The following is a 24,440-nucleotide window of genomic DNA, read 5'->3' as shown; positions in this document are numbered from 1 at the left end:
CATTTTTGATTTAACTGAATTATTATAACACATTGCATCAATTACTGACGAATTTGACATCATAATGAACGGTTTTTATTTTTCGGCAATAAAAACGTAACAAAATTCATGCTCACGTAAATAGAAATCATGTTATGCTTTTTTAAAGGAGGGAATAGAATGGAAGATTTTTTCTTTGCACCATTTGATTGGATTTATGGGTGGCTTACAGGTAAATAGTTTGGTTTTCACTTCCCAAAAACGAAAAAAAAGACTGGCCATTCTTCCAGTCTTTTTTCCGTTTTTTTTATTTATTTTTTCAGTTTCTTAATCAATGTAAAAAATTCTGTTTTGCGGGATCGATTTTATCATTTTATTGGTCAAGTTTTTTCCATTTCCAATCCAATACTTCTGGCAGATCAATACCATTTTCACGAATATAGTTTTGATGTTCTTGTAATTTCTGATCCATTTTTTTCGCAAAATCTTCTGCTTGACTTCCTTTGATTTTTAAAGCTGCGTCTTTTGCCAAATGATAACGATCAAGTTCATTTACTACACGCATGTCAAATGGTGTCGTGATATCTCCATTTTCTTTGTAGCCATGAATCATTAAATGATGGTTATGACGATCAAAGAAAATCGTGCGGACCAATGTTTCATAACCGTGGAAAGCAAATAAGATCGGTTTGTCTTTTGTAAAATATTGATCAAATTCTTCATCGCTCAACCCACGCGGATCTTGACTTGGATGACGTAATTTCAATAAATCTACGACATTGATGAACCGAATTTTTAGTTTTGGGAATTCTTCCAGCAGCAAAGTTACAGCTGCTAATGCTTCTAAGTTAGATTCCGTTCCTGCAGCAGCAATGACCAATTCAGGTTCCTCCTCTTTTGCTGTCGAAGCCCAATCAATGATTTTCAAGCCTTCATTCACTAAGACGGCTGCTTCTTCTGCTGAGTAAAATTGAGCACGCGGATGTTTGGAAGAGATGATCAAATTGATTTTTTCTGACGAGCGGAATGCTTTATCCATGACTGCGAGCAATGTATTTGCATCCGCAGGCAGATATTCACGGATGAACTCCGCCTTCTTTTCTGCCAAATGTGTCAATATTCCTGGATCTTGGTGGCTATATCCATTGTGATCTTGCTGGAAGACTGTTGAGCTTGCAATGAGATTCAGCGAAGGATAATCCTTTCGCCAAGAAAGGTCATGTGATTTCCGCATCCATTTGAAGTGCTGAGTCAACATAGAGTCAACCACTCGCAAGAATGATTCGTAACTTGCAAAAAAACCATGCCGTCCAGTCAGAACGTACCCTTCTAAGAACCCTTCATCTTGGTGTTCCGATAATTGACTGTCGATGACGCGACCAGATGGCGAAAGCCATTCATCATTTTCTGATTCGATTTTTTCCATCCATTGGCGATTTGTCGTTTTGAAAACTTGATTCAATCGGTTTGATTTTGTTTCATCTGGTCCAAATATACGGAAATTTTCTGGATTTTTCTCAATGATCTCGCGAACGAATTTACCAAGTTCGGTCATATCTTCTGCTTTAACGGAGCCTGGTTTTTCAAATTGCAAAGTATATTTTTTCCAATCTGGCATAATAAGCGGTCTTGGATCGATTCCACCATTGATGATAGGATTTTTTGCCATTCTTTGGTCACCAGTAGGCGCGATTTCTCTGATTTCTTCTAAAATACGTCCTTGTGCATCAAATAATTTTTCTGGTTCATAGGATTTCAGCCAACGGAGTAAAGCATCTGCATGATCCATATGTTCTTGATCTACAGGAATCGGTACTTGGTGTGCTCGGAAGGTGCCTTCAATTGGTTCCCCGTCCCATTCTTTTGGACCGGTCCATCCTTTTGGTGTGCGTACGATCAATACTGGCCATTTTGGCATCACGACATCTGTTGCTGTCTTCAGGCGAGCTTCTTTTTGGATGGATTTAATTTTCTCGATTGCTTGATCCATTTTTTCAGCCATAACAGGATTTAATTTTTCTGAATCATTTCCTTCAATAAAGAAAGGTTCCCAGCCAAGTCCGTTAAAGTAATTTGCTAATTCTCCATCTGATTTACGTGCCAAGATCGTTGGGTTGGCTATTTTTGCACCATTTAAATGAAGGATCGGTAAAACAGCTCCATCTATCACTGGATTGATAAAGACATTTGAGAACCAGCTTCCAGCTAAAGGACCGGTTTCTGCTTCACCATCACCAATCACGACAGCAGAGATTACTTCAGGATTGTCTAATACAGCTCCTACTGCATGTGAAAGAGAGTATCCAAGCTCTCCGCCTTCATGGATAGAACCTGGTGTTTCTGGTGCTGCATGAGAAGCAATGCCTCCAGGAAATGAAAATCGCTTGAATAATTTTTGCATTCCTGTCTCATCTTCCGTTACTTCTGGATAGATCTCTGTGTAACTTCCATCTAAATAAGCATTCGATACCATGACTTGTCCGCCGTGTCCTGGCCCTTCAATATAAAACATGTTCAAATCATATTTATTGATGACTCGGTTCAAATGGACATAAATAAAATTTTGGCCAGGAATCGTTCCCCAATGACCGATTGGATGTTTTTTGACATCTTCTGGTTTCAGTGTGCGTCTCAGTAAGGGGTTATCTTTAAGATAAAGTTGCCCAACAGAAAGATAATTAGCAGCACGCCACCAAGCCGTCATTTTATCAAAGTATTCTTTACTAGAATAATCCATACATAACACTCCTTTTCATTATTACTCTTATTCTAGCGCAGATACTCCCAATTGAAACCTAATAAGCACTTCTGTTCATTTGTTTGGATTTTATATCTAGCCAAATGAACAGGTATAAAAAACCACGAAATTTTTCCTTTCGCTGACGTTTTTTACATTGATCCAAAAAACTTGTCGTTATCACAATGGCTGTTCCGCAGTTCATTTCGCTCCTCATCATGCATAATTTGCTGAATGACGCTGGGCCAGTTAACACATTGTTGGAAAACTGGGGCTGGATCGAGCAATTCCTTTCCTGATTGATCCGTTTTATGTAAAAGTCTCTGTTATCTTTGTCAATATGTGAATTGGTATCCCAGCTACTATGCTAATTTCTACAGGGATTATCCAAAATTTGGAGTGTGACCAAATCAAAGCGGCGTAATCGGAAATATCAATAACTTCAACGTGATTTTTCTTTTAACTGTCAACGGACCGACAATTCAAACTTTTATGGTGCAGGTTCCACTGATCTTCTAGTTACTTGGCTATACCTGACTGTCACTAAAATAGATTACAATCTAGCTTCCGTTATCGGTATCTTGATCTTTATCTATATGCAAAAATTTATATACTGCTAGAAAAAAGAAAGTCGAATTTTTTACTTTTCTTTTTCTCTTTTTTGGTTAGCTGACACGCTACCAGACTAAAGTCATGGAACTCTTAGGTAATACGTCTTAATGAAAACAAAAAAATCCCGCAACCCCTGATTTCACAGGATTTGCGGGAATTTTTGATTAGTCTTTGTTCAAGTCGCGAAGCAATTCATCGATATGGTTCCCATAGACAACTGATTCATCAAGTTCAAAGAACAATTCAGGTGTCTTATAAATACTTAGATTGTGCCCTAACTCTCGACGAATCAATCCTGATGCTTTATTCAATCCATCTTGTGCTTTTTTCTTATCTGATGCTAAGTCAGATAAAATGCTGTAATAGATCGTTGCTTGCTGTAAGTCCCCCGTAACTTTCACATCTGTGATCGTTACGTTCTCCACACGAGGGTCACGGACCTTTTTGCGCAAAATATCATTGACTTCTTTTAAGATTTCTTGACCGACTCGGCGGTCACGGTAGTTAGCCATAATGATTGGCCTCCTTTTATCAGTTTTTAGTCATTTTTGACTTCTTCCATGATAAATCCTTCAATTACGTCATCTACTTTGATGTCATTGAATTTTTCAATCATTGCACCACATTCATAACCCATTTTGACTTCTTTCACGTCATCTTTGAATCGTTTCAGACTTGCAAGTTGGCCTTCATAGATTACGATTCCGTCACGGATTACACGGACACCGCTATCTCTACGAATATATCCTTCTGTTACATAGGCACCTGCAATCGTACCAACTTTAGAAACTTTGAAGGTTTCACGAACGATCATTTGACCGGTGATTTTTTCTTCAAATTCAGGGTCTAGCATCCCTTTCATCGCAGTTTCGATTTCTTCGATGGCTTTATAGATGATACGGTGAAGACGAATATCGACTTCTTCAGTATCAGCTTGCACTTTTGCCTGCGGTGTAGGACGAACGTTGAAACCGATGATAATAGCGTTGCTGGCTGCTGCTAAGGTTACATCACTTTCATTGATTGCTCCGACAGCTGAATGGACGATTTTTACACGGACACCTTCCACATCAATCTTCTTCAATGATGCAGCCAGTGCTTCTGCTGAACCTTGTACATCTGCTTTGATGATTACGTTAACTTCTTTCAATTCGCCTTCTTTCAGGCTTTCAAATAAGTTATCCAAAGTCACACGGCTTGTGGCAGCACGGTTTTCTAATAATGCACGTTTCGCGCGTTCTTCACCCGCTGCACGTGCTGTCTTTTCGTCTTCGAAGACTACGAAACGGTCACCTGCTTGAGGTACATCATTCAAGCCAGTGATTTCTACTGGCGTTGCAGGTCCTGCTTCTTTATCGCGACGGCCAAGATCGTTTGTCATTACACGGACACGTCCGTAAGTATTACCGACAACGATTGGGTCACCAACATGAAGTGTTCCTTCTTGGACAAGTAAGGTTGACACAGGACCTTTACCTTTATCAAGACGTGCTTCGATCACTGTTCCGATTGCGCGTTGTGTTGGATCTGCTTTTAAATCTTCTACTTCTGCGACTAACAGGATCATTTCCAGCAATTCTTCGATGTTTTGGCCGAATTTCGCTGAGATCTCAACAAAAATCGTTTCTCCACCCCATGCTTCAGGAATTAATTCATACTCACTTAATTCTTGCATAACATGCTGAGGATTTGCACCTGGTTTATCAATTTTGTTTACAGCGACGATGATTGGAACGCCTGCAGCTTTGGCATGGTTGATTGCTTCAACTGTTTGTGGCATGACGCCATCATCTGCAGCAACAACTAAGATCGTGATATCTGTGATACTTGCTCCACGTGCACGCATACTTGTAAAGGCCGCATGTCCTGGTGTATCCAAGAAAGTGATTGGTTTACCATCAATATCGATCTGGTAGGCACCGATATGCTGCGTGATTCCGCCTGCTTCGCCGCTTGTTACACGTGAATGGCGCAATGTATCCAATAAGGTTGTTTTCCCGTGGTCTACGTGTCCCATAATCGTTACTACTGGCGGACGTGAGACTAATTTATCTGGATCGACTTCTTCTGCCTCGAAGAATTTATCGATATCAGCAATGTCAACTTGGACTTTTTCTTGTGGTTCCATGCCATAGTCCGTCGCTAACAGTTCAATCGTATCTTTATCCAGTGCTTGGTTTTGATTGACCATGACACCAAGCATAAATAATTTTTTAATGATTTCTGCTGGCTCACGATGAATTTTTTTCGCAATATCTGCTACGTTCATACCTTCAGTATACTCTAATACATCTGGCAATTCACGGAATTTGCGTGGTGGTACAGCTGGTTTAGTTGATTGTTGCTGTTTGCCTTTTTTACCTTTTTTATTATAACGATTACGGTTATTATTATTAAATTTGCCGCGATTGTTATTGTTTGGTTTGTTGTTATTGTTAGTACGGTTTTGATTGCCGCCTTGGCTCGTTCCTTGACGATTTTGGCTGCTGGTATTTCCCGTATTATTTTGGTTTGTTGTTGGTTTTTTTCCTTGATTCACTTGACCGCTCCCTTGACCGCGATCTTGATAACTGCGGTTATTTTTATTTTTTTGTTGATTGTTCGTTGTTTCTTTTTTACGTTGATCGTTCGGCTGTTGATTGGCTGGTTTTCTGCTTGCTTGTTGTGCAGCTTGTTGTTTCGTGCTTGGGTTTTTGAACGCTTGTTGCAATTTCTTCTCATCATTGCTAGTAATCGCACCCATATGGTTTTTCACATCGATGCCAAGTTGTTGTGCTTTTTCCACGACGTCTTTACTAGATTTTTTGAGTTCTTTTGCTAATTCATAGATTCTTTTGTTGCCCATGCAATCACCTTCCTAACCTTCAATTAGCTCCTTGGTCTTCTTCGCAAATCCGGCATCCATTATTCCGAATACCTTGCGAGGTTTTCCGATCATCTGCGTGATTTCTGCTTCAGAAAATAGCTCAAAGCAAGGAACTTCATAATATGAACTCTTATCTTTTATCTTTTTTCTTGTATTCTCGCTTGCATCGGTTGCCACAAACACCAATTTTGCTTTTTGTTTGCGGATTTCAGCAATGGTCAGTTCTTCACCCGTGATTAGTTTTCCCGCGCGCATCGCTAGACCGATGAGATTCATGGCTTTTTGCCGATTAACTGTATTCATTTTCCAAATAACTCTTTACGTGCTTTTTGGTGAGTGACATAGTCAAGAAGTTCTTGATAAAACTCATCTGTTAATGTTGTTTCGAGTACTCGATCGAGAATTTTTTTATCCCAAGCTTGTTGTACTTCTTCCGGCTCAAGTGAGACATACGCTCCTCGTCCAGGCATTTTTCCAGTTGGATCGATCGATACTTCCCCTTCTTTTGAACGGGTGATTCGGACCATCTCTTTTTTAGGTTTCATTTCACCTGAAACCACGGATTTGCGTAAAGGAATTTTCCTTTGTTTCATCTCTTTGCCTCCTTACTAAAGTTAAGCTTCTGGTTTTTCTTCGACCGTTTCATTGTTGAATGCAATTGTTTCATATTCATCGTCTGTTAAATCTGACTGAACGATTGCTTCATCATGCAGTTCTTCTGTTTCTTTTTGTTGTTCTTGATTTTCATAAAATTCCGTCATGTCAGATTCTGATTTGATATCGATTTTATGGTTAGTCAATTTAGCAGCTAAACGTGCATTTTGTCCGCGTTTACCGATTGCTAGCGATAATTGGTAGTCTGGAACGACAACTGTGCAGGCCTTTGGATTTGTCTCATCGAAGATCACATCCATGACTTGTGCAGGATTCAATGCATTTGCAATGAATACAGCTGGATCTTCATTCCATTCGACGATATCCATGTTTTCGCCTTTTAATTCATTGACGATTGCTTGAACTCGTTGTCCCTTTGGCCCGACACATGTACCGACTGCATCGATATTTGGATCATTTGAGCGAACTGCCACTTTTGAACGATCGCCAGCTTCACGGGCGATGCTGACAATTTCAACGATTCCATCATAGACTTCTGGTACTTCTTGTTCAAATAAGCGACGCAATAGGTCTGGATGGCTGCGGCTAACAAATACTTGCGGACCTTTAGACGTATTTTCTACTCGGGAAACATAAACTTTGATTCGATCATGTGGTTGATAAAATTCATTTGGCATTTGATCTTGTTTAGAAAGAACTGCCTCAATTTTACCAAGATTGACATAAATATAACGTTTATCCTGGCGTTCGACGATTCCTTGCATGATGTCTTTTTCATAAGCACTGAATTCGTTATAAATAATCGTTCTTTCTGCTTCACGTACACGCTGTAAAATAACTTGTTTAGCCGTTTGCGCAGCGATCCGCCCAAAATCTTTTGGTGTTACTTCAAAACGGATCGTATCACCGATCTCATATGCTGGATTGATTAAAAGTGCATCTTTCAATGAGACTTCCAACTGTGAATCCATCACTTCTTCCGTTACTTCTTTTACCGCATAGACATGGATCTTTCCTTTTTTCTGATCAAATTCCACTTCGACGTTTTGTGCTTGGCCATAGTGACGTTTGTATGCAGAAACCAATGCTGCTTCTAAAGCATCGATCACGATTTCTTTTGAGATCCCTTTTTCAGCTTCTAAAGCGTCTAACGCATTTAACATTTCTTTACTCATTTTTTTCTGATTCCTCTCCGTGATTAAAATTGGATAGCTAAGCGAGCTTTTGCAATATTTTTTCGGTCAAAAGTCAATTCTTTTTCTCGTGTTTTTATGCGTATTTTCAATGTAAGCTGTTCAGCATCAAATGATTGAAGAAATCCTTCATATTGTTTTTCGCCATCTACTGGTTGGTATAAGGAGACATGGACATAATCACCAAGTGCCTTTTCATAGTCGCTTTCTTTTTTCAATGGCCGCTCTGCTCCCGGGGAGGATACCTCCAGGAAATAAGCTTGAGGAATCGGATCTGGATCTGCTGCATCAAGTTTTTCACTCAGTTTCTCACTGACAAAGGCGCATTCTTCGATATCGATACCGCCTTCTTTGTCAATAAATACTCGTAAGAACCAGCTTTTTCCTTCTTTTACAAATTCGACTTCGACAAGTTCAAAATTTTGTTCATCTAAAATCGGTGTCACCATTTCTGTGACTGTTTCAACGACGCTACTCAAAAGTTTCGCCTCCTTAAAAATTAAGTGCGTAATTCCATTAAAAAGAGTGAGCGAAAAATCCGCTCACTCACAGTTAGTATCATTACCTATAAGAACTATACCATACTCTGCTTAAAATTACAAGCAGACAGGAAAACAGATGCTTATAGCATATCGAATAACGATAATTGATTTTCATCTGGTAGATCTTTCAATACGCCATTGTCGTTCATATATTCGATCAATGTTTTTGAAACTTTACCGCGGGTGGCAAGATCTTCTTTGGATAAAAATGGACCGTCTTTTCTTGCTTCAACGATTTGTTTTGCCACGTTGGTTCCCAAACTTGGGACAGCTCTAAATGGTGCGATCAACGTATCACCTTCAATAACAAAGTTAACGGCATCCGATTTATACAAATCAATCATTCCAAATTTGAATCCTCGTTCCAGCATTTCATTGGCTAACTCCAGCACTGTCAGTTGATTCTTTTCTTTTACGGAAGCATCTAATCCTTTGTCCGTGATTTCTTTCATTGCTTGTTTCACAGCATCTTTTCCTTTGCACATGGAGACTAGATCAAAGTCGTCTGCACGTACAGAAAAGTATGCACAGTAATACAAAATAGGGAAATAAACCTTGAAATAAGCGACACGAAGAGCCATCAATACGTAAGCTGCAGCATGGGCTTTCGGAAACATATATTTGATTTTTGAACAAGAATCGATATACCAGTCGGGCACATTATTTTCTTTCATCGCCGATAGATAGGTTTCTCGCAATTCATCAGGGATCTTGTTCCATTGTCCTTTACGAACAGTTTCCATGATTTTAAATGCCATCCCGCTATCTAATCCAGCATGGATCAAATAAACCATAATATCATCACGACAGCCGATTACTTCCGCCAGTGTCGCATCTCCTCGTCGAATCAATTCTTCCGCATTTCCTAACCATACGTCTGTACCATGAGATAGTCCGGAAATTTGCAGTAGTTCTGCAAAAGTTGTAGGATGCGTTTCTTCTAGCATCCCTCGAACAAAACGAGTGCCGAATTCTGGAATACCTAATGTCCCTGTTTTGGAATAAATTTGTTCCTGACTTACTCCAAGTACTTCAGGACCGGCAAATATCCGCATCACTTCCGGGTCATCCGTAGGGATCGTTTGTGGATCGATCCCTGATAAATCTTGAAGCATCCGAATAACAGTTGGGTCATCATGCCCTAGAATATCTAATTTCAATACATTATCGTGAATCGAGTGGAAATCAAAATGAGTCGTTTTCCATTCCGAATTTTGATCGTCTGCTGGGTATTGGATCGGCGTAAAATCATAGACATCCATATAATCGGGAATAACGATGATCCCCCCTGGATGCTGGCCGGTTGTCCGTTTGACTCCAGTAGCGCCTTTTGCTAATCTGTCGACTTCTGCACTTCGAAACTGCAGATTATTGTCCCTTTCGTATCCTTTTACATAGCCATATGCTGTTTTGTCGGCGACTGTACCAATCGTTCCGGCACGGTAAACATAGTCTTCGCCAAACAATACTTTCGTATAGTTATGGGCTTCTGCTTGATAATCACCTGAGAAGTTCAAATCAATATCGGGCACTTTGTCTCCATGGAATCCTAAAAATGTCTCAAATGGAATATCATGACCGTCTTTGTTTAAGCGTGCACCACATTTTGGACATTGTTTTTCTGGCATGTCAAATCCAGAACCATACGTACCATCTTCAAAAAACTCGGAATATTGGCACTCTGGACAATAATAATGAGGGGCTAACGGATTAACTTCAGTGATTCCTGTCATCGTCGCAACAAAGCTAGAGCCAACAGAGCCACGTGAACCTACTAGATAGCCATCTTCATTACTTTTATGCACTAGTTTTTGGGCGATCAGATAAATAACCGAGAAGCCATTACCATTAATAGAATTCAACTCTTTTTCTAATCGTTTTTGAATGATCTCAGGTAACGGATCTCCGTACATTTGTTTTGCTTTTGTGTAACTCAATTCTGATATTTCATCTTCTGAACCTGGAATCTTCGGTGTATAAAGTTCATCTTTGACTGGAATCACTTCTTCGCAGATATCTGCGATTTTATTCGTATTTTCTACTACGATCTCTTTCGCTGTTTCTTCCCCTAAAAAGTGAAATGCAGTTAGCATCTCATCGGTTGTTCGGAAATGGACATCCGGCAAACTATGACGATTCAACGGATTCGCTCCGCCCATAGAATTGATCAAAATTTTTCGGTAAATGGCATCTTCTTCGTTCAGATAATGTACATTACCTGTTGCAACAACGATTTTATCCAAACTTTTTCCGATTTCTACCAAATTTTGGATAATTTCTTCCAAATCATGTTCATTTTTTACCAATTCTTGCTCGATCAAAGGCGCATAGACCGCTTTTGGCATAACTTCAATATAATCGTAGAATTTTGCTCGGTTTCTTGCCTCTTCTACCCCTTTTTGCATCATGGCTTCGAATATTTCTCCCTTATCACAAGCTGAGCCGATCAATAGATTTTCACGCATCTTTTTCAATTGGGAGCGTGGTATTCGTGGGACGCGTTCGAAGTATTCGACATTCGACATTGAAATCAGTTTGAATAAATCTTTCAGTCCTGCCTGATTTTTTGCTAAAATCGTTACATGGAAAGGTCGAGCCCTTTTGTAAGAATCTCCTTCTCCGATATGCTCATTTAGCTGATCATGATAAAGCATGTTATGATTGTCCATTGCCTCTTTCACAAAGATCCATGCTAAGTGACCAGTTGCTTCAGCATCATAGATTGCTCGGTGATGCTGTTCCAAGCTGACACCAAATTTTTTAGATAACACACCTAATCCGAAACGTTTGAATTGAGGATACAGATATCTAGCTAATTCCAACGTATCAATAACTGGATTGGCTGCTTCAGGAATACCATACCTTGCGTAGCTAGTATTCAAGAACCCCATATCAAAAGCCGCGTTGTGGGCTACCAAAATTGTATCTTTTGAAAATTCAAGGAACATCCGCAATACTTCTTCTTCCGACTTTGATCCTCGAACCATTTCATCTGTGATACCAGTCAGATCTACCGTTGTTCGTGACAAAGGATGTCCTGGATCGATAAATTCATCAAAGCTTTCGATCACATTTCCTTTATACATTTTGACTGCGGCTAGCTCGATGATCGTGTCATATACTGCAGACAATCCTGTCGTTTCCACGTCAAATACGACATATGTGGCTTCACTCAATGCTTCATGTGCATCATTATAAGCAATTGGGACACCATCATCTACGACATTCGCTTCCACGCCGTATAAGATTTTCACACCTGCTTTTTTTCCAGCACTATGTGCTTCCGGAAAGGCTTGCGCACCACCGTGGTCTGTAATGGCGATAGCTCGATGTCCCCATTTCCCTGCTTGTGCCACAAGATCAGAGATGCTGTTTGTTGCATCCATCGTACTCATATTGCTATGAACATGAAGCTCTACTCGTTTTTCCCCTTCAGGAGCATAATCTTTGCGAGGTGTATGTTTGACTTCTATGATATCTTGCGCATTCATGACCAAATCACGGACAAACGTATCTTCTTGAATACTTCCTCGTACCTTTAACCAGCTACCGACACTGATCGCATCAAATACTTGTTCATCTTTTTCGCCGTTCGAGAATTTTTTGACGATAAATGATGAAGTATAATCTGTGATTTTCAAAGTCAAGATCTTGCGTTTTGAACGTAGTTCTCTGACTTCTTTGTCGAATACGTACCCCTCAAGTGTAACTCTTCGTTCTTCTTCAACGATACTGATCATTGGTGTCGTTGGTTCATCGGCTGGAATATTTCGTCCTAGCTGGATGGGTCCTTCAAGAGCTGGCGATTGCTCTTTTCTTTCCTTTTTCTTTTGTTCGTGGACAACTAGACTTTCAGCTGCTTGCTTCATAAAGGCTTCTGCCTGTTCTTGTTTGCGTTCTTCAAAAAGTTTCAATACTCGTTCCGCTTGCTGCTCATCCACTTCTGGTTCGATACGAAATTTTGGGAATCCGTAACTGACGAACAACTCTTCTACTAATGGCAAGTATTGTTGCTTCAAATAAGAAATAGCTCCTGTACTGTCGATTGGCAAGATGACTTTACGATCTTTTATCACAGGTACCTGCGTTTTCAATACTTGCTGTGCTAGTGGTGTATCGCATTGCTGATTTTCCAAAGCTTGGGCCCAGTAATCTTGCAAGAGCTGTTCATCGAATGTCTGGTTATCTGCTAAGATATTCAGTTTGACTTGTGCAATATCTTTAAAAGCGATAGTCAGATGCTGAATCAATGACCGATATAGCATAATAGGCAAAATTTTGGAAAAATGCAGCGTAAATTCCCATAAACGCGATTTACGATGGACCACTACACTATCCATTTCACCAGCAGTAAGCAGTGGATGATTTCTTTCTGCTTCCTCTAGTTGGATTTGTTCCAACAGTTTTTCAAATAAATCTCGTTTTTCTGACAAAGATATACGCCCTTTCTGATGAGAAACAATGCAATTGATCGCATCTTATCCTCTTCTTTTTCAGTACCTTTTAGTATACTCGTTTTTTCTGAGTTTTACATTAAAAAATTGGAACTGCGATTTGAATCGCAGTTCCAATTTTAAAAGCGAATCATCAGATTGTCAAAAACAGCTGATTCAGCTATTTTTATTTTCTGTGTTTTAACGCTTATTATTCGCCTTGGTTCAAGAGGATTGGTAAAGTATTCGCCAATTCTTCTTTACGTACTTCAACCATTTCGCCAGTTTTCTTGATTTTCACTTCTACGATTCCATCCACTGCTTTTTTACCGACAGTGATTCTTATTGGACAGCCAATCAAATCAGAATCCGCGAATTTCACTCCTGCGCGTTCATTTCTGTCATCAACCAGTACTTCATAGCCAGCTTTTGTCATCGCTTCTTCTAGTTCATTCGTCAGGTTTGTTTGGTATTCGTCTTTTAGATTCATTTGGACGATATGCAGATCAAATGGCGCAATTCCTTTTGGCCAATTGATTCCTTGTTCATCTGAATGTTGTTCTACGATTGCTGATAATAAACGACTTACACCGATACCATAACAGCCCATAATCACAAATTTTTCTCGTCCGTTTTCGTCTAGAACGGTTGCTCCCATAGATTCACTGTAACGAGTGCCGATTTTGAAGATATGTCCGATTTCGATTCCTCGAGTAAAGGCAAGAACACCGTTGTTGTCTGGTGAAGGATCTCCTTCTTGTACAAAACGAAGATCTTCATAAGAAAGCACAGTGAAATCGCGTTCTGGATTCACATTTTTATAGTGGAATCCTGTTTCGTTCGCTCCAGTAATGGCATTCGCTAAATCTTGGACATAACGGTCTGCATATACTTTTACGTCATCTGAAACACCGACTGGTCCGACAGAACCAAACTCAGCACCTAGATATTTTTGTGCTTCTTCTTCTGTTGCTTCTTCTAAAAAGTCAGCAGATAAAAAGTTTTTCAGTTTTACGTCATTGACTTCATGGTCTCCGCGTACCAAAACAAGGACAGGTTGTTCATCCGCAATGAACAATACAGACTTGATGATTTTTTGAGGTTCAACAGAAAAGAAATCTGCTACTTCGTCAATTGATTTTACGTTAGGTGTAGCTACTTTCTCCAATTCAAGCTGTGTTTCATGCGATTTTTTTGATACATAGTAGCTTGTAGCCATCTCCAAGTTTGCAGCATAATCACTTTCAGTCGAATAACAGATCGTATCCTCCCCGATTTCTGAGATTGCCATGAATTCTTTTGAGTCTTTCCCGCCCATTGCGCCGCCGTCTCCGATGATCGAGCGAAATTCTAAGCCACAACGCTTGAATACTTCGGTATAGGCTTTTTCGTAATCTTTATATGTCTCGTCCAAACTTTCTTCCGTTGCATGGAAAGAATACGCATCTTTCATGATAAACTCTCTTCCGCGAAGCAAACCGAAGCGAGGTCGTTTTTCGTCACGATATTTAGGTTGGATTTGATAAAGATTTAAAGGTAATTTCTTATATGAATTGATTTCATTACGCATCAAATCAGTAAAAGTTTCTTCGTGAGTTGGTCCAAGGATCATTTTTCGATCATTGCGGTCTTTGAAACGATACAAGTTTGGTCCATATGTTTCGTAACGCCCGGATTCTTCCCAAAGTTCTGCTGGCAAGATGGCAGGCATCAGCATTTCTACCGCTCCGATTTTTTCAAATTCTTCCCGCATAATGCGTTTCAGTTTTTCCAATACACGATTTGCTAATGGCAGATATGAATAAATACCCGCTGATACTTGGCGGATATATCCAGCTCTTAGCAAGATTTGATGGCTTAATACTTCTGCATCATTTGGAACTTCGCGTAATGTTGGAATCAACATTTTTGATTGTCTCATTCTATATACTCCTTTATTTCCTCAAAATAGTTATCGTTTGTTATTATACCCTATTTGTCAACTTTTTCTAGAAAAAGAATCGTTGAATATCGTTCCATGTAACTAGCACCATCAACAACATTAAAAATCCAAAGCCAGCTAATGTCAATATTCCTTCTTTTTCTTGACTTAATGGTTTCCCGCGAATCCCTTCAAAAATATTCAAGACTAATTTCCCGCCATCTAAGGCAGGAATCGGAAGCAGATTGACGATTCCGAGATTCATTGAAAGAAGCGCCATCAAACTAATAACAGTTGTTACACCTTGATTTGCTGCTTCTGAAGACAATTGGTACATCATGACAGGCCCACCTAATTTATCTAAACTGAAACCTGTAAATAGTGATCCTAAGGCTTTGAAAATTTCCAATGAACCGCTGAAAGCTTGACGCGTCCCTCCAATAATCTTATCCATAAAACCTGTATTCATTGGGGCTTTTATACCAAGTTGGCCAACTTTTTCGCCATTTGACTCTACAGATTTCGGTGTCACGTCGACAGATTGCACCTGACCTTCTCGTTCGATCTTAAAGTCTAATGTTTTACCTGGATTTTTCGTAATGACTGTTGTCAGATCATTCCATGAATGGATTTCTTTTCCGTCCACACTGACTACCTCATCATTTTCTTTTAAGCCTGCTTCTGCCGCAGCTCCATTAGGCATGATCTCTCCTACGCGATTAGTGTTCGTCACTTGAACACCACCTTGCATAAATGCCAGAATGATGAATAACACGATTGCCAAAATAAAGTTATTCATGGGTCCAGCAAAGTTGGTCAGCATACGCTGCCACAATTTAGCCGATTGGAACTGTACGTCTTTTGGCGCAATTCTGATTTCTGTTCCGTCGTTTTCAATAATCGTCGCATCGTGATCAACAGGGTAGGTTACTACTTCTGTTTCGTCTCCATTCACATAACCAGTGATAGTCAGCTCATCTTCTAAATCATAACGGCTCAATTCCATCGGGATAGCATTTGTCAATTGGATTTTCTTACTTAAATTTATCTTCTCTACGATGCCGTCAGAATTTAGTAAAAGAGAAAGAGGCATTCCTGGTGCCATTTCTGTTTCATCATCCCCATTGCCTGCCATTCGAACATAACCGCCAATAGGTAATAGGCGAAGCGTATATGTTGTCCCGTCTTTTGCTTGATGCCCATAAATTTTCGGACCCATACCGATAGCAAATTCGCGAACGAGGATTCCTGATCGTTTCGCAAAGAAGAAATGACCAAACTCATGAACAATCACTAATATACCAAAAACGATGATAAATGTCAGAATCGTTTTCATAGCTTTTTTCTCCTTTACTTGTTTTTTTATGTTTTTTATAAAACAACGATAAAACACTATAATTTTACCATAGTATACCAAAGACACCAATAGTATCAATATAATGAAAAATAAAAACCTGCGTCTTTTATGAAATTCACAAAGAAACGCAGGTATACTTACTAAATAATGCCAAATAAATGCATGATAGGAAATACAAACAGCAAACTGTCGAAACGGTCTAAGATTCCACCATGGCCTGGTAAGATATTTCCCGAGTCTTTCACATCATAATGACGTTTGATTGCAGATTCGACCAAATCACCAAATTGTCCGACTGCTGAAAAAATAATCGTCATCAGAAGCATGACAAACATACCATGATTGAATAGTTCTTTTGCTGGGTATAGCAATAAATAAAGAAATGCGACTACAACAGCACTACCGATACCACCGAGCGCACCTTCAATCGTTTTGTTGGGCGAAATATCAGGACTTAACTTATGCTGACCATAACGTCGACCAACCATATATGCTCCGATATCAGTTGCCCAAACAATAAATAGACCAAATATCAAAACAGCCAAGCTTTCTGTTCGTGCATTGACAAAATTCTGGAAGCCTATTCCCACATACAAGCTGACAAGCACAGGAAAACCTGCTTCATCAATCGTATACGTATTTTTAGAAATAACTGATGTTCCTAAAAGAATCATAACTATAAGATAAAATAACATAAATGTACTTACATTCTCTGGAAGAAAGAAAAACCATCTTTCTTTTGGCAAAACAAGTAACACTGCACCAACGGCGGATAAAACTCCTTCAAAACTTAAGAGTGTCAATCCTTTCATCCGGAACAGCTCGTAAACTCCTACTACCGCTAAGATTGCTGCTGTAAGCTCAACCGCTATGCCTCCGATCCATATAATCGGAATAAACAAGACTAGCGCCACAGCTGCTGTGATCACACGTTGTTTCATGACTGATCCCCTTTCTCATCTTCTGTTTTTTTTACACCGCCGAATCGACGGTCTCGATTTTGATAAGAGGCGATTGCTTCTTCAAGATGCGCACCATCAAAATCAGGCCAAAGCGCTTTTGTAAAATACAGCTCACTATATGCGATCTGCCATAACAGAAAATTACTAATTCGCTCTTCTCCACTTGTACGGATCATCAGCTCAGGATCTTGTAACTCTTTAGGCAAGAAACCTGTCATTAAATGCTTAGCAATCAATTCATCATCGATTTCTTCTGCGTGTATTTCTCCTTTTGCTACTTCTTCGGCAATTTCTTGGACAGCAGTCACGATCTCTGCTCTACTTCCATAATTCAAAGCAAAATTCAATACCATTCCAGTATTGTTTTTTGTTTGCTCAATTGCACGTCTTACAGCATCTTGCGTATGTTCTGGCAATACGTTTTCATAACCCATGACATGAACTTTGACATTTTCTTTAATCAATTCTGGTACGAACGTATCAAAGAAGTCGACAGGTAGTTGCATGAGAAAACTTACTTCATCTTTTGGTCGCTTCCAGTTTTCAGTCGAAAAGGCATAAAGCGTCAACACTTTCACTCCAAGCCTTGATGCTTTTTTTGTGACTTTCTTTACTGTTTCCATGCCTTCTTTATGGCCAGCAACTCGTGGCAAACGACGGTTTTGCGCCCAACGACCATTGCCGTCCATGATGATGGCAATGTGCTGAGGAATTGGTCCATCGGTATTAAATTGAAATTCGCTTTTTTCTTGAATATATTTGTTTTTTTGCGGAAAAAAACGTAACATTCTTTTTCCTCCTATACTTAAAAGATTCCCACTATCTTAAGTATTATAGCAATATCTAACTGTTTTTCCTATGAAATCATTGTTTTTTTATTTAAAAACTGAATAATTTTTTCTTTTTTTAATTTTTAAATAAAAGAAATATAAATAAAAACAGAGGAAGCGGAATGATCCGCCCCTCTGTTTTTATGATTTTATTAAACTTCCAATAATTCTTTTTCTTTATCAGCAGCGATCTTATCTACTTCTTTGATGCTGTTATCTGTCAATGTTTGTACGTCTTTTTCTAATCCGCGCAAATCATCTTCGGTAATATCACCATTTTTTTGTTGTTTTTTATATTCATCGATCGCATCACGACGGATGTTACGAATCGCGATTTTTGCATTTTCTGCTTCTTTTTTAACATCTTTAGCTAATTCTTTTCTGCGTTCTTCTGTCAGTTGCGGGATAACTAAGCGAATGACATTTCCATCATTGGTTGGACTGATTCCGATATCACTTGCCATAATAGCTTTTTCAACATCTTGAAGAATGCTCTTGTCAAAAGGTGTGATCATTAAAACACGTGCTTCTGGAATTTGGATTGATGCCATTTGGTTCAATGGTGTTGGCGCACCGTAGTAGTTCACAGTAATACGGTCCAAAAGGCTAGCGTTCGCACGGCCTGCGCGGATTTGCCCAAGTTCACGTTGAAGATTTTGTGCTGCTTTTTTCATTTTTTCTTTTGCTTCTGTCATAATTGCATCTGCCATTTTTATTTCCCCCTTACAGTTGTTCCGATATTTTCGCCTAAGATTGCACGGCGAATATTTCCGTGTTCATTTAAATTGAAGACAAGCAGTGGAATATCATTATCCATGCTTAGTGAACTTGCAGTTGAATCCATGACTTGTAATCCTTTGGCAATAACTTCCAGATGAGTCAGTTCTTCAAATTTTACTGCATTTGCATCTACTTTCGGGTCAGCAGAATAAACACCGTCTACATTGTTTTTAGCCATCAGGATAACATCTGCGCCGATTTCTGCCGCGCGTAATGCTGCTGTTGTGTCTGTCGAGAAGTACGGGTTGCCGGTACCGCCTGCAAAGATAACGATCCGTCCTTTTTCTAAATGACGTTCTGCTTTACGGCGAATATATGGCTCTGCGATTTGACGCATTTCAATCGAAGTTTGCACGCGTGTCGGTACACCCACGTTTTCCAACGTATCCTGTAAAGCTAAGGCATTCATAACTGTAGCTAACATACCCATGTAATCAGCTTGAGCACGTTCCATGCCCATTTGTGCTCCGATTTGTCCGCGCCAGATATTTCCGCCGCCCACAACGATTGCCATTTCAACGCCCAGCTCGTGAACTTCTTTGATTTCTTGGATGATTTCTTTGATTACTGGTGGTTTGATTCCAAATCCTGCATCCCCAGCTAAAGCTTCTCCACTCAATTTTAAGACTACACGCTGATATTTCGGTGTGACCATGTTCATTCCTCCAATATTTTCTATTGCCATTTTACCATACTTAGATGATTTCGACACTCTAAGACTGGTTTTTCTTGTTTTGCTTAAAAAAAGGGAGCGCACAAACCGTGCGTTCCCGTCTGTTATTCAACAGAATTATTTTTTCACTTGGCTCATAACTTCTTCTACAAAGTTATCTTCGCGTTTTTCGATACCTTCGCCAACTTCGAAACGTACGAATGTTTTAACAGTTGCGCCTTTTGATGCAACGTATTTTTCAACAGTCATATCAGGATCTTTAACGAATGGTTGGTCCACCAAAGCGATTTCTGCTTTGAATTTCTTCAAGCGTCCTTCTACCATTTTTTCAACGATATTCGCTGGTTTGCCTTCGTTCAATGCTTGTTCTGTAAGAACAGTTTTTTCATGTTCTAATTCAGCTTCTGGAATTTGTGATTCGTTTACATAACGAGGATTGATAGCTGCTACGTGCATAGCTACGTCTCTTGCAACTGTTTCGTCAGTTGTTCCATCTAGAACAGTCAATACGGCAATACGTCCGCCCATATGCAAGTATCCACCAAATGCAGCATTGTCGTCTTTTTCTACAACTTCAAAGCGACGGAAGCTGATTTTTTCTCCGATAACTTGAGTTGCTTCGATCAAGTCAGATTCAATTGTACCTTTATCTGTTTTGATTTTCATTGCAGCTTCCATGTCTGCTGGTTTGTTTTCAGCAACAAGTTCTGCAATTTCTTTTACTAAATCTTGGAACATTTCGTTTTTAGAAACAAAGTCTGTTTCTGAGTTTACTTCAACGATTGCTGCAGTGTTACCTTTCACAGCAACTGAAGCCAATCCTTCAGCTGCAATGCGGTCATTTTTCTTCGCAGCCTTTGCCATTCCTTTTTCACGTAAAAGATCAACTGCTTTTTCCATGTCGCCTTCTACTTCAACTAATGCTTTTTTCGCATCCATCATTCCTACGCCAGTCATTTCGCGTAGTTCTTTTACCATTTTAGCTGTAACGTCTGCCATGTTTAACTCCTCCTGTGTGTTTTTCTTTTTAAAAAAAGCTGCTTCAAAGGAGAGTGAGGCTTGTCGCCCAGCCTTTGAAACAGCTCCATCATTCAAAATTATTCTGCTGAAGAATTGTCGCCTTCAACAACATCTACGATTTCTTCGATTGATGTTGCTGTGTTTTCTTCTGTGAAATCTTCTTCAACTACTTGATCTTCACCTTGGTTTCCTTCGATGAAAGCATCAGCCATTTTTGAAGTAATCAATTTAACGGCACGAATTGCATCGTCGTTTGAAGGGATTACTACGTCGATTTCATCTGGATCGCAGTTTGTATCAACCATAGCTACGATTGGGATATTTAATTTGTGTGCTTCTTGAACAGCAATACGTTCTTTACGTGGGTCAACGATGTACATTACATCTGGGATTCTTGGCATATCAGCGATACCGCCTAAGAATTTTTCAAGACGTTCACGTTCTTTGTTCAAACCAGCAACTTCTTTTTTAGGTAGAACTTCAAAAGTTCCATCTTCTTCCATTGCATTGATTTGTTTCAAACGGCTGATACGTTTTTGGATAGTATCCCAGTTTGTCAATGTTCCGCCTAACCAACGATGGTTAACGAAGTATTGTCCTGCACGAGTTGCTTCTTCTTTGATTGCTTCTTGTGCTTGTTTTTTTGTACCTACGAATAATGCTACGCCGCCTTCTTCAGCAACGCTCTTCATGTAATCATAAGCTGCATCTACTAATTTAACTGTTTTTTGCAAGTCAATGATGTAGATTCCGTTTCTTTCTGTGAAGATATATTTCTTCATTTTTGGATTCCAGCGACGAGTTTGGTGACCAAAGTGTACGCCGGCTTCTAGTAATTGTTTCATAGAAATTACTGCCATGTTTGTTTCCTCCGATTTGGTTTTATTTTTCCTCTTCTTATCTTCTACCTTGCCGGCAAACTTTTTCAAGCACCTACCGACAATCCAATAAGAATGTGGATTTGCTGATGCATAAAGCACCCTCAGCTATTATACAGACAAAAGATCCGTATCGCAAGAGCAAATATACTTTTCTGCTCAACATTCAATAGTTTACCTGAAAGATAAAAAGAATTCAAGAAAAACAGTAGATTTCTCTTTGTTTCTTTATTATCCTTTTTCCATAAAATAATTTTAGGTATAAAAGACGAATATTATTGGGCAATCCTTCTTTTTTTTGTTATGATACATGTGAAATCTTTCGTAAAGGAGAAAGAAAATGCGCAAAGCTCAAAGACATTTGCTGATTAAACAAGTCATTGAAGAATTCCCGATCCGTACGCAAGAAGAACTATTAAACAAACTTGGGCATTATGGCGTTACCGCCACGCAGGCGACGATTTCTCGAGATATCCGTGATCTAAAAATCGTGAAGGCACCTGATGAAAATGGCGTTTCCCGCTTCGTATTGTTTCGCGAAAAAGGAACTCCTGAGACTAGGACTGAGGAAGAGGATCGGCTGGTTCAAATGATTGAAGACATTGTATTGAAAGTCGAACGAGTCCACTTTTTGACGATCGTCAATACCTTGCCAGACAATGCTCATTTATTTGCATCTGTTTTAGATGAGATCAAACCTCCCTCTATTGTCAGTACAATTGCTGGATTCGATACGATCATGGTCATCTCGGAAAATGAGGAGGACGCAAAACGAGTAGAAGAATTTCTTCACCATCCAACTGAAGTATCACTTTTTTAATCAGAGCACGTATTCCTAATATGGAATGCGTGTTTTTTTATTTTCAATATTTTCCTTATTAAATAAACCTTTACACTCTTTACAAAAATACATCATTTTTTATTCAAATTTTTCAACACCTTGATTGAATCACAATAATCATCATTTATATTGGATGTTAACAAGAGCAGCTTCTTGCTCTTTGTGTATTTCAAAAAAGAAATGAAAGGAAATCATATGTATAAATTATTAACTCCTGGACCATTGACGACTTCTGAAACAGTGAAAAAATTCTATGCTGATCGATCATTGTACTTGGGATCAAGAATACAAAGAAATTACACAATGGATAAGAAAAAAATTACTGGATCTTGCTCAAGTATCGGAAGGAATATACACAACGGTCTTAATGCAAGGTAGCGGCTCCTTCGGGGTAGAATCGGTATTAAGTTCTGTGATCAGGCCAGAAGATACTGTACTGATTTGTTCAAACGGCGCATATGGACAACGAATGATCAACATGTGCGAATGTCTGAAACTGAACTATACCGTTTATGAGGTATCGGAACATCAAATCCTCCAAGCTCATGTGATTACACAGCTGATTGAAGAGAATCCGTCTATCTCCGCACTAGCAATGGTCCATAGCGAGACTACTTCCGGTATTTTGAATAATTTGGAAGAGATTGCTGCTGTCACACAAGAAAGAGATCTTTTGTTTATAGTGGACGCGATGTCAAGCTTTGGTGGGATACCGATTCGTGTAGCCGAACTAGGGATTGATTTTTTGATTTCCAGCTCAAACAAATGTATTCAAGGTGTTCCGGGCTTTTCTTTTGTACTTGCTAATAAAGCGGAACTGGAAAAATGAAAAAATGTGAGTCGAAGTTTGTCACTTGATCTATATGACCAGTACCGCGTGATGGAAAACGAGAATGGCAAATGGCGTTTCACTTCCCCTACCCATACGGTTTTGGCTTTTCAACAAGCGCTGAAGGAACTAGAGGCAGAAGGAGGAATCGAAACTCGATATTCACGTTATCTCGCCAATAATCATGTGCTACGACAAAAAATGACAGAGATGGGGTTCCAGCCTTTCATTCAAGAATATCAGGGGCCATTCATCACCTCTTTTCTTTACCCTAAGGACTGGCGATTTGATTTTAATCATTTTTATCAGTATTTAAAGCAAAATGGATTTGTGATCTATCCCGGGAAAATCAGCGATCATGAATGTTTTCGTATCGGAAATATTGGCGAGATCTATCCGGAAGATATTTTGGAACTGACAGCAATTATCAAAGACTATAAGGAGAACGTTAATGATTAAAACTGTAATTTTTGATTGGGCAGGAACAACTGTGGACTTTGGCTGTATGGCTCCTGTCCACGCTTTTAGAAATGCTTTTCTAGAAAAAGGAATCCAACTGACTGACAAAGAAATCCGCGAACCGATGGGAAAATTAAAATGGGATCATATCCAATAGCTTCTTTCCCTCCCTTCTGTCAAAAAACAATGGATAGCTATTTATGGACAACTACCTCAGGAAAAAGAGGTAGAGGAATTGTATCAACAATTTGAACATTATCTGTTTAAAGATTTGGCCCAGCATTCTACCTTGAAACCCGACACATTGGAAACGATCGAACGGTTGAGAAACGCTGGGATCAATATTGGTTCCACGACTGGATTTACTGCTCCTATGATGGCAATCGTAGCAGAAACCGCAAAAAAAGAAGGGTATTCACCAGACTTCATAGCAACTTCTGAAGACGTCGAAGGGTATGGTCGACCGTTTCCTTATATGATCCATAAAAACATGCAGTACTTCAAAAACAAGTGGGTTGATGAAGTAATCAAAGTCGGAGATACGGTCTCAGATATCCAGGAAGGGAAAAATGCCGGAGTGTTGACAGTAGGTGTAATTGAAGGTAGTTCGCTAATGGGGATTTCTTATGATGAGCACCAAAAATTAGAGATGGGGAAAAAAGATCGTTTAAAACAGTCTGTTGCTCTTAGATTCCAACAAGCTGGCGCTGATATTTGTGTAAACAATTTAAAAGAGTTAACAGAATACATTTTGTACGCTGACAAGAATCCAGAATGACTTTTATACAAAATAAGAGGTTGTGAAAAAGCTGTCCTGCATCAAGTAATAAAAACAGCCAAGCAAAAATAGCTCCTCCTATTTTTCGTTTGTTTGGGCTTATTACCGCAGATGCAAGCTTTTGAACACCGTTTA

Annotated in this window: 17 protein-coding genes and 3 pseudogenes; 4 read left to right on the top strand and 16 right to left on the bottom strand. The window is 39.3% G+C overall.

The features are described from left to right. Nucleotides 1-352: 352 nt before the first annotated feature. On the bottom strand, nucleotides 353-2,716 hold the full coding sequence (locus OS139_RS04605) for a phosphoketolase family protein (RefSeq protein ID WP_016628266.1): 2,364 nt from the start codon (nucleotides 2,714-2,716) through the stop codon (nucleotides 353-355). A 164-nt stretch (nucleotides 2,717-2,880) separates the two neighbouring features. Between OS139_RS04605 and OS139_RS04600 the strand changes: the two are divergent. Continuing rightward, a pseudogene (locus tag OS139_RS04600) lies at nucleotides 2,881-3,336 on the top strand (carbohydrate ABC transporter permease); the annotation flags it as partial. Nucleotides 3,337-3,492: 156 nt separating this feature from the next. Here the strand turns inward: OS139_RS04600 and rbfA are convergent. The 15 genes from rbfA to rpsB form a co-directional block, all read right to left on the bottom strand. After that, a complete protein-coding gene (gene rbfA, locus OS139_RS04595) occupies nucleotides 3,493-3,840 on the bottom strand; it encodes a 30S ribosome-binding factor RbfA (RefSeq protein WP_002294142.1) in 348 nt (115 codons plus the stop codon). Between the two features lie 26 nt (nucleotides 3,841-3,866). Further along, a complete protein-coding gene (gene infB / locus OS139_RS04590; RefSeq protein WP_002288511.1) occupies nucleotides 3,867-6,173 on the bottom strand; it encodes a translation initiation factor IF-2 in 2,307 nt (768 codons plus the stop codon). Between the two features lie 12 nt (nucleotides 6,174-6,185). Continuing rightward, complete coding sequence (locus tag OS139_RS04585) at nucleotides 6,186-6,497, bottom strand: YlxQ-related RNA-binding protein (RefSeq protein WP_002288509.1); 312 nt, start codon at nucleotides 6,495-6,497, stop codon at nucleotides 6,186-6,188. Then, entirely contained in the window at nucleotides 6,494-6,787 is a 294-nt protein-coding gene (rnpM, locus tag OS139_RS04580) for an RNase P modulator RnpM (RefSeq protein ID WP_002288501.1), read from the bottom strand. Before rnpM ends, OS139_RS04585 begins: the two co-directional genes overlap by 4 nt. A 21-nt stretch (nucleotides 6,788-6,808) precedes the next feature. Continuing rightward, complete coding sequence (gene nusA, locus OS139_RS04575) at nucleotides 6,809-7,984, bottom strand: transcription termination factor NusA (RefSeq protein WP_002288500.1); 1,176 nt, start codon at nucleotides 7,982-7,984, stop codon at nucleotides 6,809-6,811. Nucleotides 7,985-8,007: 23 nt separating this feature from the next. Then, the gene (gene rimP / locus OS139_RS04570; protein WP_002288499.1) at nucleotides 8,008-8,481 is read right to left on the bottom strand and encodes a ribosome maturation factor RimP; all 474 of its coding nucleotides are present in this window, start codon (nucleotides 8,479-8,481) and stop codon (nucleotides 8,008-8,010) included. 143 nt (nucleotides 8,482-8,624) lie between these two features. Further along, nucleotides 8,625-12,977 carry a PolC-type DNA polymerase III gene (locus tag OS139_RS04565; protein WP_002331469.1) on the bottom strand — a complete coding sequence of 1,451 codons (4,353 nt, stop codon included), beginning with the start codon at nucleotides 12,975-12,977 and terminating at the stop codon, nucleotides 8,625-8,627. 211 nt (nucleotides 12,978-13,188) lie between these two features. Then, complete coding sequence (locus OS139_RS04560; protein ID WP_002297401.1) at nucleotides 13,189-14,898, bottom strand: proline--tRNA ligase; 1,710 nt, start codon at nucleotides 14,896-14,898, stop codon at nucleotides 13,189-13,191. A 67-nt stretch (nucleotides 14,899-14,965) separates the two neighbouring features. Continuing rightward, nucleotides 14,966-16,234 (bottom strand): RIP metalloprotease RseP, encoded by a 1,269-nt coding sequence (gene rseP, locus OS139_RS04555; RefSeq protein ID WP_002294136.1) that lies wholly within the window; start codon nucleotides 16,232-16,234, stop codon nucleotides 14,966-14,968. A 161-nt stretch (nucleotides 16,235-16,395) separates the two neighbouring features. Then, on the bottom strand, nucleotides 16,396-17,196 hold the full coding sequence (locus tag OS139_RS04550) for a phosphatidate cytidylyltransferase (protein ID WP_002294135.1): 801 nt from the start codon (nucleotides 17,194-17,196) through the stop codon (nucleotides 16,396-16,398). Beyond that, the gene (locus OS139_RS04545) at nucleotides 17,193-18,005 is read right to left on the bottom strand and encodes an isoprenyl transferase (RefSeq protein WP_002294134.1); all 813 of its coding nucleotides are present in this window, start codon (nucleotides 18,003-18,005) and stop codon (nucleotides 17,193-17,195) included. The genes OS139_RS04550 and OS139_RS04545 overlap by 4 nt, the downstream gene beginning before the upstream one ends. Before the next feature lie 194 nt (nucleotides 18,006-18,199). Continuing rightward, nucleotides 18,200-18,757 carry a ribosome recycling factor gene (gene frr, locus OS139_RS04540; RefSeq protein ID WP_002293875.1) on the bottom strand — a complete coding sequence of 186 codons (558 nt, stop codon included), beginning with the start codon at nucleotides 18,755-18,757 and terminating at the stop codon, nucleotides 18,200-18,202. 2 nt (nucleotides 18,758-18,759) lie between these two features. Then, nucleotides 18,760-19,482, bottom strand: a complete 723-nt coding sequence (gene pyrH, locus OS139_RS04535) for a UMP kinase (RefSeq protein WP_002293877.1) — start codon at nucleotides 19,480-19,482, stop codon at nucleotides 18,760-18,762. Between the two features lie 135 nt (nucleotides 19,483-19,617). Then, nucleotides 19,618-20,499 (bottom strand): translation elongation factor Ts, encoded by an 882-nt coding sequence (gene tsf / locus OS139_RS04530; protein ID WP_002293878.1) that lies wholly within the window; start codon nucleotides 20,497-20,499, stop codon nucleotides 19,618-19,620. A gap of 98 nt (nucleotides 20,500-20,597) precedes the next feature. Beyond that, nucleotides 20,598-21,380: a 30S ribosomal protein S2 gene (gene rpsB / locus OS139_RS04525; protein ID WP_002293880.1), complete on the bottom strand. Its 783-nt coding sequence runs from the start codon at nucleotides 21,378-21,380 to the stop codon at nucleotides 20,598-20,600. 358 nt (nucleotides 21,381-21,738) lie between these two features. Here rpsB and OS139_RS04520 point away from each other — a divergent pair, with 358 nt between their 5' ends. The 3 genes and pseudogenes from OS139_RS04520 (at nucleotide 21,739) to phnX (ending at nucleotide 24,305) form a co-directional block, all read left to right on the top strand. After that, nucleotides 21,739-22,218 carry an arginine repressor gene (locus OS139_RS04520; protein WP_002293881.1) on the top strand — a complete coding sequence of 160 codons (480 nt, stop codon included), beginning with the start codon at nucleotides 21,739-21,741 and terminating at the stop codon, nucleotides 22,216-22,218. Between the two features lie 216 nt (nucleotides 22,219-22,434). Further along, a pseudogene (gene phnW, locus OS139_RS04515) lies at nucleotides 22,435-23,527 on the top strand (2-aminoethylphosphonate--pyruvate transaminase). Next, nucleotides 23,520-24,305 (top strand): annotated as a pseudogene (phnX, locus tag OS139_RS04510) (phosphonoacetaldehyde hydrolase). The pseudogenes phnW and phnX overlap by 8 nt, the downstream one beginning before the upstream one ends. The last annotated feature ends 135 nt before the right edge of the window (nucleotides 24,306-24,440 follow it).

Origin of the sequence: Enterococcus sp. E4-223, from assembly GCF_035727065.1 — a bacterium.
Taxonomy (GTDB): domain Bacteria; phylum Bacillota; class Bacilli; order Lactobacillales; family Enterococcaceae; genus Enterococcus_B; species Enterococcus_B faecium.
This window is presented reverse-complemented; position numbering and strand designations above follow the sequence as displayed.